Source organism: Methylobacterium amylolyticum (assembly GCF_030700245.1).
Lineage (GTDB): Bacteria > Pseudomonadota > Alphaproteobacteria > Rhizobiales > Beijerinckiaceae > Methylobacterium.
Window position 1 is genome coordinate 66,042 of sequence record NZ_JAUYZI010000013.1, and the last position, 13,451, is coordinate 79,492.

A 13,451-nucleotide genomic window follows, 5' to 3' on the forward strand; every position below is an offset into this window, starting at 1 on the left:
CTAGCTCCTCGGATCCTGCGCGTCGTCGAGATAGGCATCGAAGCGGGCATCCGCCAAGTCGATCAGGCGCTTGTAGACGAGGCGATCCTTGCGGCCGCCCTTGGCCGCGGCGGTCAGCAGGATCGCGCGCCTGCGCGGGTCGAAGGTGAAGGCCACGCGCCACTCGATCGTGTCGACGGTCGGCCGCAGTTCCTTCATGTTGCGGTGCCGGGACCCATTGAGCGTGTCGGCGTAGGGCCGACCGAGTTGGGGGCCGAGGCTTTCGAGAACCTTGGCGTATGTCAGGATGGCCTTCCGGACCGGCTCGTCGAATCGGCGGAATTCCGCGGCGAATGCGTCATCGAAGAGGACGACCCAACTCACGGCCGACCTGCCGGGATGATCGATCTCACGAGGCTCGACCTGTCACTCTGTCTGACACGCGTGGTCCCTGGTCAGGGATGAGAGTTACGAGATTTTAGATCGAACCTATTCGCGTCGGTCAAATTCAATCTAAAATAGCATTTTATTCGGGAAGGGCGCTATGACCGACGACCTCGTCTTCTACACTTCGCCGATGTCTCGGGGCCGGATCGTCCGCTGGATGTTGGAGGAAGTCGGTGCGCCCTACCGGACCGAGATCCTGGGCTTCGGCCCGGCGATGAAGGAGGCCGCCTACCGGGCGGTCAACCCGCTCGGCAAGGTCCCAGCGCTGCGCCACGGCGCCGTCACCGTGACCGAGACGGCGGCGATCTGCGCCTACCTCGCCGACGCGTTCCCGCAGGCCGGCCTCGCGCCGCCTCCGGCCGACCCGCAGCGCGGCCCCTATTACCGCTGGCTGTTCTTCGCGGCCGGCCCGGTCGAGGCGGCGGTGACCAACCAGACGCTGGGCGTGACCGTGCCGGACGATCCGCGGATGCGGGGCATGGTCGGTTACGGCTCGATGGCGGAGGTGCTCGACGCCCTGGAGGGCGCGGTGCGCGACGTGGACTACCTCGCGGGCGGCCGCTTCTCGGCGGCCGACCTCTACGTGGGCTCGCATCTCGGCTGGGGCATGGCCTTCGGGACGATCGAGCGGCGGCCGGCCTTCGAGGCCTACACCGCCCGGCTGCTCGGGCGCCCGGCCGCGGTGCGGGCGCGTGAGATCGACGACCGACTGCTCGCCGAGCAGGGGCAGGCGCCGGGGTGAGAGTTTGTTCGATGCGCTGTTCCAATAGGTTGCCTCATCCTGAGGTGCCGCGTCAGCGGCCTCGAAGGAGGGCTCCAGGGATCGCGCGGCTGGCTGGAGGGCTCCTTCGAGGGCGGCCCTCCGGGCCGCCGCCTCAGGATGAGGTGATTGGTTGGAGGGAGGCGATCGCGAAATCCTTCGACGGGGAACGCGCTCATCCCCCGAACCGCAGATCCTCCAGCAACGGGCGAAGCTTGTACTTGCGCTTGTGCGTCTCGATCAGACCCTCGATCCGCGCGCTCCACGCGTCGATCCGGCCGTCCGCCTCGTAGGCGAGGGCGGCCCGGCGCAGCCATTCGGCGGCCTGGGCGTACGAGCCGGTGGCGCCCTCGTCCATGATCCGCGCGGCCCTGCGCTCGGCCAGCCCGATCACCCAGTCCGGGTGGCGCGCGTGGGCGGCGTCCATGAGCGCGAGCAGCACGTCGTCGCGCACCGTGTGGGCAGGCCCATCGCGGACGCTCGCCACCGCCTCGTCGATCAGACCCTCGCGCAGCAGGATCTCCGGGCGGTCGGGCGCGCGCTCGGCGGCGACCAGCTCCGCCAGGAGTTCGGCGCGGACGCTCGGCCAATCCCGCCCCGCCGGCTTGCGCACCGCGTCGAAGTCGTCGCGCGAGAGGGTGCGGGCGAAGGCGACCCGCGCGGCCCTCAGGGCGCAGGTGCCGGTGGCGGTCTCGCGCAGCCAGCGGGCGAGCGGAACCGGCGAGCCGCCCCGGTGCCAGTCCGCGTCGTCGCGCGACTGGCCCTGGCCCAGGGTGAGGCCGGCGTCCGCCACCGCCACGGCCTCCTTCCGCCGCCCGGCCGCCGCCAGGGTCTGCGCGAGATCGAGCGATTCCGCCGGCTTCGTGAAGGTCGGCCCGGCATAGGCGACCGCCTCGCCGACGCGGCCGAGGCGCACCAGCATCGCGGCGACCCGGGTATGGGCCCCGGCCGCCCGGGCGAGGTTCAGGTAGGCGTCGTGGCGGCCGCACCCGTCGAGGACGCGCAGCCGCACCGCGGTGAGCCGGAGGTCTTCGAGATCCGCATCCTCCGGCGGCCAGGGGCCCGGGGCCCCCGCCAGCACCGCGTCGAGCTCGGGCTCGTCCCAGCCCGTCTCCAGGGCGCGGACCGCGACGGGGAAGACGGGTTCGAAGGCCTCCCCGATCGCGTCGTCCCACGCGCGCAGCGTCTCCGCGAGATCCGTGCGCTCGGCCTCGGTCAGGTCGCTCGTAAGCGCAGCCTCGGCCATCAGGGCGGCGAGGTCGTCGAACAGCAGGTAATCCGTTTCGTCGTCCACGTAGCCGTAGGCGGTCCACGATTCGACGAACGGCCCGGCCACCGCCTCCAGGACCCGCAGGGCGTTGCGGCCGTCGCCGACCTGGAGGAACGGCACAGCCTTCTCGACCAGCGCCCGCAAGGCCTCCGCGTTGCCCCGGGTCCGGTAGCCGTCCCAATAATCGTCGCGCCTGTACGGGCTGGCGAGCAGAGCCCGGGTGCGCTCGGCCACCGGTGCCGTGTCGATGGGGCGGCGGCCGGCATCCGGATCGACGGTCGTGGCGAGGTCCGCCTCGATCCACCCGGCGAAGTCGGAATCGGCCACCGCGCGGCGCAGGATCAGGTCGGCCAGGGCGTCGCGCCCGAACGGTTCGAGGATCTCTCTAAGCGGAGGCCGCTCGGCGAGTGCGCCGGGCTTCGCCCGCAGCGCCAGCAGCGCGGCCACCACGTGCTTGCAGGCGCCGCCCCACTCGTAGGGGCAGGTGCAGCGGGTCTCGGCGACCGCGCCGTCCGCGATCCGGAGCGTGACGCGGTAGGGCTCCGCCTCGCTGCCTTCGACGGCGGCGGAGATCTCGGCACCCCGCGCGACGAGGCCCGACACCGCGCCCGCCCGCTGATAGGACCGGCCGCGCTCGTACACCTCCGGGGTCGTCAGCGCCCGGATCGCCGCCTCGCTGGGAAGCTCGCGTGCCATGCCGCCCTCCGCCGCGGGTAATGCCTGGAACGCCCTCCCCGCCCCGGCGTTCGCCGTGCGCCTTTCTCACACGGAGACGCCGTATGGCCAACGACATGATCCACGACATCTTCAGCGGGCAGCCGAACCTGTCCACCACCGAGCGCGCGGTCTCGGTGGCGCTCGGCCTCGGCATCGCCGCGGCGGCGGCGCAGCCGCGGCCGAACAAGCTCCTGAGCTTCCTGGCGCTCGCGGTCGGCGTCGGGCTGGCGGTGCGCGGGGCGACCGGCCACTGCGCCGTGAAGGCCGCCGCCGACCAGCTCTGAGGCAGCCGAAACGAGAAGGGGCGCCCGAGGGCGCCCCTGGCCGATCCGGAAATCCGGGACGGTCAGTAGGTGGTGGTGCGGCGGCTGGCGACGAAGCCGTAGATGAACAGCACGATCACCGCGCCGACGATGGCGCCGATGAAGCCCGCGCCCTGGTTCGGTCCGTACCAGCCGACCGCCTGCCCGATGAATGTGGCCACGAACGCGCCGACGATGCCGAGGATGGTGGTCAGGATGAAGCCCGACGGCTCGTTCGGCCCCGGCATGATGAACTTGGCGATGACGCCCGCCAGAAACCCGATGATGATGGTCCAGAGGATACCCATGTGCGACTCCCGAGCGTGACCGCGAATGCCCTCTGAACGCGCGGCCTTCGCGAGCGGTTGCCCGCAAGCCGCGCTCGGAATGACGATTTTTGCGCCCGGTTCGCGCCGGCTTTCACCCCTGCCTCCGGCATCCCGCGCTTGCAGCCCTTTACGGCGACGCCTCGGGAGCGGCAGATACGGCTCCGCCGACAGCGGAGTGGAGCAAACATGGACATCAAGCGGATCGAGCCGGGCGCGCGGATGGCGCAGGGCGTCGTGCACGGCGGCCTCGTCTACCTCGCCGGACAGGTGGCGGCCGATCCGGTCGGCAACGGCGTGACGGTGCAGACCCAGAGCGTGCTGGACCAGATCGACCGCCTGCTCGCCGCCGCCGGCAGCGACAAGGCGCGCATCCTCACCGCCACCGTCTACCTCGCCAGCATCGACACGTTCGCCGAGATGAACGCCGCCTGGGACGCGTGGGTCTCGAAGGAGAACCCGCCGGCCCGCGCCACCGTCGAGGCGCGGCTCGCTGCCCCCGAGTACCTCGTCGAGATCGTCGTGGTCGCCGCGAGGGCCGCGTGAGGTTCCTTCGGGGCGTCGCCGCGCTGCTGGCGGCGCTCCTGCTGGCCGCCCCCGCGCGGGCGGCCGAGGAGCGGGTCGTCAACATCTACAACTGGTCGGACTACATCGACCCGGCGGTGCTCGACGCCTTCACCAAGGAGACGGGCATCAAGGTCGTCTACGACACCTACGACAACAACGAGATCCTGGAGACCAAGCTGCTCGCCGGCCGCTCCGGCTACGACATCGTCGTGCCCTCGGGGCCCTACCTGCAACGGCTGATCCGGGCCGGCGCCTTCCTGCCCCTCGACAAGGCGCGCCTGAAGAACCTCGGCAACCTCTGGCCCGAGATCAGCAGCCGCCTCGCCGTCTACGACCCCGGCAACCAGTACGCCGTCGATTACATGTGGGGCACCACCGGCATCGGCTACAACGTCGCCCAGGTGCGCGAGCGGCTGGGGCCGAACGCCGTGATCAACTCGTGGAGCGCCGTCCTCAACCCCGCCTCCATCAACCGGCTGAAGGAGTGCGGGGTGATGATGCTCGACTCCCCCGAGGACCTGATCCCGAGCATGCTGCCGTTCTTCGGCGCCAAGTCCGACAGCAAGCGCTGGGACGACATGACCCTCGTCACCGACGCGCTGTACAAGGTGCGCGGCAGCGTGCGGAAGTTCCACTCCTCGGAATACGTCCAGGCGCTGGCCAACGGCGACATCTGCGTGGCGGTGGGCTACTCGGGCGACGTGCTCCAGGCCAGGAAGCGGGCCGACGAGGCCAAGAACGGCGTCGAGATCGCCTACGTCGTGCCGCGGGAGGGCGGGCTGATGTGGTTCGACGCCTTCGCGATCCCGCGCGACGCCGCCCACCCCGCCGAGGCGCTGGCCTTCATCGACTACATGATGCGGCCGGAAGTGGCGGCGGCCAACACGAACTACGTGTCCTACGCCAGCGGCAACCTCGCCGCGAAGCGCTTCGTGAAGCCGGAGATCCTGAATAATCCCGGGATCTACCCGGACGAGGCGACGATGCAGCGCCTGTCGGTCAACACCGCCTGGGACGACCGCACCCAGCGCTTCGTCACCCGGCTGTGGACGCGGGTGCGCACCGGGCGCTGACGGGTGCCGAAGCCCGGCGGCGAACCGCCGGACCCCGAAAGTCCGAAAAAATCAGTGCTTGAGGTCTTCCGGGACCTTGCCGCCGTTCTCGGCAACCTTCTTCATCACCTGCTTGTGCAGCCAGACGTTCATCGTCGCCGAGTCGTCCTTGTCGCCGGTGTAGTGGAGCTCGTCGGCGAGCTGCTTGCGCGAGGCGAGGCTGGAATCGAGGTCGAGCAGCTTCATCAGGTCGACGATCGAGTGGCGCCAGTCGAGCTTCTGCGGGTTCTTCGAGGCGAGATCGGTCAGCACCGCCTCGACGTCGACCGTGCCGCCGGCGCTGCCCGAGGGGGCCGGTGCACCCGCCGACCCGCCCGAGGACGGGGCGCTCGTCCCCCCCGCGCCGCCGGTGGTCGAGGGGGCCGCCTCCGCGCCCCCTCCGCCGAACGGGTGCAGGATCTTGCTGACGATGTTGCCGAGAAGGCTCATGGCTGCGCTCCGTGGGATCGACGCTCAAGGTTGAGTCGCCGGACCGCCTGACAACCGAGCCGGCGCGCGGGCGTTCCCCGCTCCGGGACGCGAGCGGCGCTCAGCGCGCCACCCGAAGGGACACGCCGAGCAGGCAGAGCCCGAGCACGAGGCAGACCCCGCTCCAGCGTTCGAGGGCCGGGGCCTGATCGGGATCGCGCAAGGACAGCCCGGCCAAGCAGACTCCGCAGATCAGACAGCCCAAGCTCATGGCGACGACCACAATCCGAAATCCACGCGTTGCGGCCGCATCCATAATGACAGCGCGCGGGTTTGCGAAGCGCACGACTGTCTTCGATCGGACATCTCAGCACTCAGCTCACGGTATCGTCATCGTATCCTGTGGAGAACTGCAATCGCCATATCATAGGTTGAAACGTTTCAAGGTGGTCAACATGTCGATCGCTGCGTATCACGAGGTTGCGACCGGGAGATTGATGCCGCGGCTATCCGGGCGGCACGTGCGCGGCCGATACGCGACGGGATCTTCCACGTCGTTCCGGACGATCCCGTCTGATCACGGGCGCTGCATCAGCGCGGCGGCGATGACGGCCCGCTCCTCCGCGACGGGCTCATCCGGCACCCCGCGCCCGGCCCGGGCGTACCAGTAGCGGGCGTTCTCCGCATCGCCCTCGATCCGGTGGAGATGGGCGTGGACCCAGGCGGCCTCCGGGCCGGCCGCGTCCTGGACCAGGGCGTGGGCGCGGGCCCAGCCCGCCTCGCCCCGCGCGGACCACCACAGGGCGGCGAGCGGTGCGGGCCAGTCCTCCGACGGGGCGGGGGCGGTCAGCGCCGCCGCGAAGCTCCCGGGCATGGGGGCGGTCATGGGGTCGGGCATGGGGTCGGTCATGGCTGCTCCGGTTCCCGGGGCGCCGGGTTCGGTGCGCCCAGCCGTCAACGCCGCCGGGCGGCGCCCGCTCCCGGGGCCCGGCCGGATCCCCTCACCGCCCGGCGACGCGCTCCGGTTGCCAGCGGCCGCGCCGCTGGCGGGCCGACCACGCGTAGCGGGCGTCGCCGTCGAGGCAGTGGAGATGGTCGCAGAGGCGGTTGCGTTCGAGCCAGGCGAGCGCCGCCTCCAGCTCCGGCAGGGTCATGGTCGCGCGGCCCTTGCCGAGGACGCGCTTGAGCACGGCGTTGTAGCGGTGGGCGAGGTTGCCGCCGCGGGGCACCCGCAGCCCCGCCTCGTCCTCCACCGCCTGCGCGGCCACGGCGGCGGCGAGGCGCTGCCGCAGGGTCCGCTCGGTGAGCGAGGGCGGCTCGGGGGCGGGTGCCGCGGCGGCGGGCTCGGGCAGGCGCGGGCGCAGCAGCGCGTAGCGCAGGCCGATGGCGTTGCTCTCGAGCGGCGTGATGCCCCCGGGATCCTCGTCGCGCCAGCGGGTCCGCTCGGGCACGACCGCCGAGGCCGGGCGCTCGCGCCGGGGCTTCGTCCCGCTGCCCTGCTCCGTCTCCAGCTCGGCGCGGAACCGGGCGAAGAGCGGGTCGTCCGGGTGGAAGACCAGGGCGCGCTGCCCGTCGTAGGGGCCGCCGTGCGGGTCGACGCGCGTGGCCCGGGCGAGCATCTGCTCCAGCCACGGCCGGGAGCGGATATGGGTCAGCGCCGCCACCACCGCGACCTCCGGGGCGTCGAGCCCCTCGTAGGCCATCGCCACGGTGACGAGGATCGCGGGCTCGGGCGTCAGCCGGAAGGCGGCGAGCGCGGCGTGGGCGTCGCCCTCCGAGGAGGTGGCGAGCCGCACGTCGCGCATCCCCTGCCCCGCCGGCATCCAGCCGCGCAGGGTGGCGAGGTAGCCCCGGGCGCTCGGCTGGTCGGGGGCGACGACGAGGAGCTTGCCGAGGCCGCGCGCCGTCTCCCCCGGCGCGAGGCCGAGGTCCTCCCGGCGGCGCGCCCGCAGCCGGCGGGTCGCGTGGAAGGCCTCGCCGAGCAGGTCCCGGGCGAAGCCGGTGCGCAGCGCCGTGAACAGGGCCGGCCGGGTGGTGGTCCGCACCGCCCCCGCCCCCAGCCGGTGCGGGCCGACGCGCGGCGCCTCGCCGGCGATCCGCCCGCCCTCGAGCCAGCTCGCCTCGCCGTCGAGCGCCCCGAAGGTCACCGGCAGCACCGCCCGCTCGGCCAGCGCCTGCGACCGGGAATAGCCGATCACCGCGAGCCCCGGCGCGTCGAGGTCGAGTTCCGGCCCCCGACCCGGTGCGGGCGGGTGATAGGGCAGTCCGAGGATGCGCCGTCCGTCCGCCCGCTCCAGCGTGCCGGACAGGAACAGCTTCAGGGCGGCGGCCTCCATCAGCGGCAGCATCGCCCGCGACCACGCCCCGGCCTCGGCCTCGTCGCTCGGTTCGTCGGCGCCGGGGCGGCCCGGGACCGGCAGATGGTGGACCTCGTCGACCACGAGCAGCGTCCGGTGGCGCCGCGCCTCCGCCCGGTGCAGGTCCGGTGCGGCGGCGACCGCCTGGTAGGTGGTGACGTAGCCGGCGAGCCCGCGGGCCGGGTCGCGCTCGTTGTCGGCCGCGCGCACGCTGAGGTTGTGGCCGAGCGCCGAGCGCCAGAGCGGGTCGGCGAAGGCCTCCTCGGCCTGGAGGCGCAGGGAGTCGCGCGGCACCACCCAGACCACGCGCTCGACCCGGCCCGCGGCGATCAGCCGGCTGGCGGCGATCACCGGCAGCAGCGACTTGCCGCCGCCCGGCGTCACCGCCGCGAGGATCGTCGCCACCGTCTCCGCCTCGCCGGCCGCGATGGCCGCGACCAGGGCCATCAGCGTGCGCTGATGGGCGCGCAGGGCTGGGACGGGACGGCTCAACGGATGGCGACGCGGACGACCATGCCGCCACCGTGGCCGATCCCGCGGCGGTTGTGAATCCCTTCCGGACCCGCGCGGCGCGATCCTGCCTGATCCCGCCCGCGGCGGCACCCCCGACGACCGTCCGCGCTGCCGCGCCGATCGGACCTGGGGACAACACACGGCTTTTAGACGCCGCAACGGGATATTGACCACTTGATGCAAGACCAAGTGGCATGTCCGCGAGACTGAGGTCCCTGTTCTTCGCGTCCGGCCGCCGGCGGCTCGCCGCGCGGCGCATCGCCCGCGCGGTCCTCGCGGGCCTGCTCGCCGTCGCCTCGCCGGGCACGGCCGGTGCGGAGGACGCGCCCGTCACCTGGGCGGTCTACGCCGCGCCGCCCTTCATGATCGCGGAGGGTCCGGACCGCGACGCCGGGATCTTCGACCGGATCCGCCACCTCCTCGACGACCGCCTCGTCGGCGCCCCGGCGCCCACCCTGCGGGCGCCGTTCCCGCGGGTCGTGGCGTCGCTCAAGGAGGGGGCCGAGATCTGCTTCATCGGCGGCGTGCGGACGCCGGAGCGCGAGGACTTCGCCGTCTTCTCCCTGCCGGTGGCGATGTTCTACCCGCTGCGCATCGTCGTGCCGGCGGCCCAGCGCGGGGCGTTCGAAGCCCGGGCGCCGCTGTCGCTGGCGGCGCTGCTCGCGGACCCGGGCCTGCGCACCAGCCTCCTGAAGGACCGGTCGCTCGGCGGCCCCATCGACGCCCTCCTGCGCGCCGCCCCGCAGCGCGTCCACTCGGAATTCGGCGAGGCCTTCCGCATGCTGGTCGCGGAGCGGCTGGACTACCTGATCGAGTACGCGACGATCGCCGGCTACGAGGCGCGGAGCCTGGGTTCGGGGACGGCCGTGGCGGCGCTCCCGTTCGCCGAGGCGCCACCGCCGGTGTTCGGTCGCGTCATGTGCCCGAAGACCGCGTGGGGGCGCCGCCTCGTCGCCCGCATCGACGCGGTCCTGCGGGTCGAGCGGGGAACCCCCGCCTACCGGCGGATCGTCGAGGCGTGGGCGGAGGCGGGCGACCTCGCCGCGGTCCGCACCGTCTACGACCGCGCCTTCCTCGACGGCGAGTGAGGCGGCGCATGGCCTCGCCCCCCGCCCCCGGCACTCCGATCCTCCGTGATCAGCAGGCCGGCCCGCCCGACGCAGCCGGCGGCGCGCTCGCCGCCCGCCTGCTGCGGGTGATCTTCGGCTGCTACTTCGCGGTGGCGACCGTGGTGACGGCCGGCCAGATGATCACGGAGTACCGGAGCGCGCACCGGCGGCTGGAGGCCGACATCCAGGCGATGGAGCGCACGTTCGGCCCGGGGCTGGCCGACGCCCTCTGGGGGTTCAACGAGCGCGTGCTCCGCGGCATCCTCAACGGCATCGCCGAGATGCCGGTCGTGGTGGGCGTCGAGGTGCGCGACGAGCGCGGCCGGCTCGTCGAGCGCGCGGTCGCCTCGCACGGCGGCCGGCGCGTGTCCGGCCTGTTCGACAGGCCGTTCGCGCGCGACTTCGACCTCGTCTACCGCGACGAGGTCGGCCGGCCGCACCCGGTCGGCCGCTGGACGGTGCGCTCGAACGACGGCATCGCCTTCGATCAGGTGACGGACACGCTGGTCGTCATCCTGATCAACTCCGTGCTGAAGACCCTGGCGCTCTGGGTGATCTTCTGGGCGGTCGTCCGCCGGATGGTGGGCCGGCCGCTCGCCGAGATCAGCCGCTTCGTGAGGCGGCTCGACGCCGACAGCCTCGGCGCGCGGCCGCTGCGGCTGACCGGGCGGGGCGGCCACGAGCTCCATCTCCTGGCGGAGGTCTTCAACGGCATGGCGGCCAAGCTGCGCCGCGCCTTCGACGACAACGCCGCGCTGATGCGTGACCTCAGGGAGGCGAACGCCACGCTCCAGGCGCGGGTCGAGGAGCGCACGCGCGACCTCGCGCGCCTCGCCCGCACCGACCAGCTCACGGGCCTCGACAACCGCCGCGCCCTCGACGAGCGCCTCGCCCAGGCGGCGCCGCGCGCGGCCGGCGGCCCCGCCTTCAGCCTCGTCCTGTGCGACATCGATCACTTCAAGGGCATCAACGACCGCTACGGCCACGCCGTCGGCGACGCCGTCCTCGTCGCCTTCGCCGGGACGCTGCGCGGCGGGATCCGGCCCGGGGATGCGCTCGGGCGCTGGGGCGGCGAGGAGTTCATGATCCTGTGCCCGGGCGCCGGTCTCGACGCCGCGCGCGCCTTCGCCGAAGGGATGCGCCGGCGCGTGGAGGCCGCCGAGATGCCGGGGATCGGGGTGCGGACCTGCTCGTTCGGCGTCGCCGAGCTGCACGCGGGCGAGAGCGTCGACGGTGTGCTCGCCCGGGCCGACGCGGCGCTCTACGCCGCCAAGCGCAACGGCCGCAACCGGGTGGAGGCGGCCGGCCTCCCGCTCGGCCGCCGCAGCGCCGCGTGAGCGCCCCGCCGCGGTCTCAGTCGATCGCGAGCCGCGCGGCCAGCCCGGCGAAGACGCTGCCCATCAGCACCTGCCCGGCGCGCCGGAACCGGCCGCGGCCGGCGAGCGACCGGGCGACCCGCCCGGCGGCCAGGATGACGAGGCCGTTGACGAGGAGGCTCACCGCGTTCAGCACCGTGGCCAGCACCAGCATCTGCGCGGCCACCGCGCCGCGCTCGACCGCCACGAATTGCGGGAACAGGGCGAGGACGAACAGCGCCACCTTGGGGTTGAGCAAGTTGGTGAGGAAGCCCTGGGCGACCATCCGCCATCCGGAGCGGCGGGCGGCCTCCACCCGCGCCGCCGGCTCGGGCGGCGACCGGAACGCCTGCCACGCGAGGTAGAGCAGGTAGGCCGCGCCGGCGTAGCGCACCGCGTCGTAGGCGGCGGGCACGACTGCCAGAAGCTGCGACAGGCCGAGCGCCGCGGCGGCGGCGTGGGCGTAGATCCCCGCCTGGATGCCGGCGAGCGTCGCGAACCCCGCCGCGCGGCCCTGGCCGGCGCTGCGGGTGGCGACCAGCAGCATGTCGGGCCCCGGCGTGACGGCGAGCGCGAGGCAGGCGGCGGCGAACAGGGTCAGCGTCGAGAGATCGGGCACGGCGGGTCTTCCGGAGGTTGCCGCGCTATACGCCATCCCCGGCCGGGATGCGCCCTCCCCCGGCGCGCGGCGGCCGCGCGCGCGATGCCGCGGACGCATCCCTCGACAACCGGTCCGGGACGGCGCGCGGAGCGTTGACACCCGGCGGCGCCCTCACCATAAGGGCGGCGCGGGCGCCGCTGGCGGCCCGCCTTGGGGGAATGTCCCGAGCGGCAAAGGGGGCGGACTGTAAATCCGCTGCGTAAGCTTCGTAGGTTCGAGTCCTACTTCCCCCACCAAGTTTCTTCCCAACCCTCCCGAAGCGCCTCAGCCCTGCTTGGCCAGGGCCGCCTCGATCCGCGCCGCCGCCGCGGCGGAAAAGCCTTTTCCTTCCAGGGTTTGGCCGGCGAGCGCGACGCCCGACAGGGTCCGCGCCCCCCGGCCCGGCAGGTGCGCCGCCCGCAGCGCATGGGCCTCCCGGTGGCTGGCGTGCGTGATGGCGATGGCGAGCGCGTCCGCCGCGTCGGCGACCCGGAACTCGGCCTTCGGCAGCAGGAAGCGCACCATCGCCTGGATCTGCGCCTTCTCGGCGTGGCCGGAGCCGGCAACGGTCTTCTTGATCAGGTTGGCCGCGTACTCGAACACCGCCGTCCCGGCGAGCGCCGGCACCAGCAGCGCCACCGCCCGCGCGTGGCCGAGCTTGAGCGTGGCCTGCGCGTCCTTGTTGACGAAGGTCTCCTCCACCGCGACCTCGTCGGGCCGCAGCGCCTCGACGATCCGGGTGACGCCCTCGAACAGTTCGCGCAGGCGCAGCGCCAGCGGCAGGCCGCCGTCGGAGGTGACGACGCCGCAATCGCCGTAGGTCAGCCGGCTGCCCTCGGCGGTGATCAGGCCCCAGCCGGTGCGGCGGAGCCCGGGGTCGATGCCGAGGATGCGGACGGGTCGGCTCATGGGGGCTCCGGAACGCTCACGCGGCGCGCGAACGCGGCTCGACGCGCGGGGCGACCCTGACGTACGTATCGTGAACGCTCCGTTTCGCCAACCGAGGACGCCGGACCATGCCCGAGACCGCCCCGATCAGCCGCTTCCCGGTGCCGGAGGTGTCGGCCCTGCCGGATGACCTGCGCGCGCGGATCGAGGCGGTGCAGGAGAAGGCGGGCTTCGTGCCCAACGTGTTCCTGGCGCTGGCCCACCGGCCCGACGAGTTCCGCGCCTTCTTCGCCTACCACGACGCCCTGATGGAGCGGGCGGGCGGCCTGACCAAGGCCGAGCGCGAGATGATCGTGGTGGCGACCAGCGCGGCCAACGACTGCCTGTACTGCGTGGTCGCCCACGGCGCGATCCTGCGGGTGCGGGCCAAGGACCCGACGCTCGCCGACCAGATCGCGGTCAATTTCCCGAAGGCCGACATCACCTCGCGCCAGCGCGCCATGCTCGCCTTCGCGGTCAAGCTCGCGACCAAGCCGGGAGACGTGGGCGAGGCCGACCACGCGACCTTGGCCGAGCACGGCTTCACCCCCGACGAGGCCTGGGACATCGCCGCGATCACCGCCCTGTTCGGCCTGTCGAACCGGCTGGCCAGCGCGGTCGACCTGCGCCCGAACCCGGAATTCTACGCGCTGGGTCGGTGA

Annotated in this window: 15 protein-coding genes and 1 tRNA gene; 8 read left to right on the top strand and 8 right to left on the bottom strand. The window is 73.1% G+C overall.

The features are described 5' to 3' along the window. Positions 1–363 (bottom strand): type II toxin-antitoxin system RelE/ParE family toxin, encoded by a 363-nt coding sequence (locus Q8W71_RS11620; RefSeq protein ID WP_305525529.1) that lies wholly within the window; start codon positions 361–363, stop codon positions 1–3. Positions 364–523: 160 nt separating this feature from the next. On the opposite strand from Q8W71_RS11620, the gene Q8W71_RS11625 reads away from it, so the two are divergent. Further along, on the top strand, positions 524–1,168 hold the full coding sequence (locus Q8W71_RS11625) for a glutathione S-transferase family protein (RefSeq protein WP_305525530.1): 645 nt from the start codon (positions 524–526) through the stop codon (positions 1,166–1,168). Between the two features lie 193 nt (positions 1,169–1,361). Here the strand turns inward: Q8W71_RS11625 and Q8W71_RS11630 are convergent, their stop codons facing one another. Continuing rightward, a complete protein-coding gene (locus Q8W71_RS11630; RefSeq protein WP_305525531.1) occupies positions 1,362–3,152 on the bottom strand; it encodes an SWIM zinc finger family protein in 1,791 nt (596 codons plus the stop codon). 83 nt (positions 3,153–3,235) lie between these two features. Between Q8W71_RS11630 and Q8W71_RS11635 the strand changes: the two genes are divergently transcribed. Next, positions 3,236–3,457, top strand: a complete 222-nt coding sequence (locus Q8W71_RS11635; RefSeq protein ID WP_305525532.1) for a YgaP-like transmembrane domain — start codon at positions 3,236–3,238, stop codon at positions 3,455–3,457. Between the two features lie 62 nt (positions 3,458–3,519). Here the strand turns inward: Q8W71_RS11635 and Q8W71_RS11640 are convergent, their stop codons facing one another. Further along, entirely contained in the window at positions 3,520–3,783 is a 264-nt protein-coding gene (locus Q8W71_RS11640) for a GlsB/YeaQ/YmgE family stress response membrane protein (protein WP_305525533.1), read from the bottom strand. Between the two features lie 207 nt (positions 3,784–3,990). Here Q8W71_RS11640 and Q8W71_RS11645 point away from each other — a divergent pair, with 207 nt between their 5' ends. Next, entirely contained in the window at positions 3,991–4,347 is a 357-nt protein-coding gene (locus Q8W71_RS11645) for a RidA family protein (RefSeq protein WP_305525534.1), read from the top strand. Then, positions 4,344–5,441: a polyamine ABC transporter substrate-binding protein gene (locus Q8W71_RS11650; protein WP_370875391.1), complete on the top strand. Its 1,098-nt coding sequence runs from the start codon at positions 4,344–4,346 to the stop codon at positions 5,439–5,441. The genes Q8W71_RS11645 and Q8W71_RS11650 overlap by 4 nt, the downstream gene beginning before the upstream one ends. A 51-nt stretch (positions 5,442–5,492) precedes the next feature. On the opposite strand, the gene Q8W71_RS11655 is transcribed toward Q8W71_RS11650, so the two are convergent. From Q8W71_RS11655 to Q8W71_RS11665, 3 genes are all read right to left on the bottom strand, one after another. Then, entirely contained in the window at positions 5,493–5,909 is a 417-nt protein-coding gene (locus Q8W71_RS11655; protein ID WP_305525535.1) for a DUF3597 domain-containing protein, read from the bottom strand. A 556-nt stretch (positions 5,910–6,465) separates the two neighbouring features. Next, positions 6,466–6,798 (bottom strand): hypothetical protein, encoded by a 333-nt coding sequence (locus tag Q8W71_RS11660; RefSeq protein WP_370875392.1) that lies wholly within the window; start codon positions 6,796–6,798, stop codon positions 6,466–6,468. A 91-nt stretch (positions 6,799–6,889) separates the two neighbouring features. Beyond that, complete coding sequence (locus Q8W71_RS11665) at positions 6,890–8,737, bottom strand: DEAD/DEAH box helicase (RefSeq protein WP_305525536.1); 1,848 nt, start codon at positions 8,735–8,737, stop codon at positions 6,890–6,892. Positions 8,738–8,952: 215 nt separating this feature from the next. Between Q8W71_RS11665 and Q8W71_RS11670 the strand changes: the two genes are divergently transcribed. After that, positions 8,953–9,846, top strand: a complete 894-nt coding sequence (locus tag Q8W71_RS11670; protein WP_305525537.1) for a hypothetical protein — start codon at positions 8,953–8,955, stop codon at positions 9,844–9,846. A gap of 8 nt (positions 9,847–9,854) precedes the next feature. Continuing rightward, positions 9,855–11,204, top strand: coding sequence for a diguanylate cyclase domain-containing protein (locus tag Q8W71_RS11675; protein WP_305525538.1), 1,350 nt, complete (start codon positions 9,855–9,857; stop codon positions 11,202–11,204). Positions 11,205–11,220: 16 nt separating this feature from the next. Here the strand turns inward: Q8W71_RS11675 and Q8W71_RS11680 are convergent, their stop codons facing one another. Continuing rightward, entirely contained in the window at positions 11,221–11,841 is a 621-nt protein-coding gene (locus Q8W71_RS11680) for a LysE family translocator (protein ID WP_305525539.1), read from the bottom strand. 194 nt (positions 11,842–12,035) lie between these two features. Between Q8W71_RS11680 and Q8W71_RS11685 the strand changes: the two genes are divergently transcribed. After that, positions 12,036–12,119: transfer RNA gene (locus tag Q8W71_RS11685), tRNA-Tyr, on the top strand. 28 nt (positions 12,120–12,147) lie between these two features. Here Q8W71_RS11685 and ruvC read toward each other — a convergent pair. Next, on the bottom strand, positions 12,148–12,771 hold the full coding sequence (gene ruvC / locus Q8W71_RS11690) for a crossover junction endodeoxyribonuclease RuvC (protein ID WP_305525540.1): 624 nt from the start codon (positions 12,769–12,771) through the stop codon (positions 12,148–12,150). Positions 12,772–12,878: 107 nt separating this feature from the next. On the opposite strand from ruvC, the gene Q8W71_RS11695 reads away from it, so the two are divergent. Next, entirely contained in the window at positions 12,879–13,451 is a 573-nt protein-coding gene (locus Q8W71_RS11695) for a peroxidase-related enzyme (RefSeq protein WP_305525541.1), read from the top strand.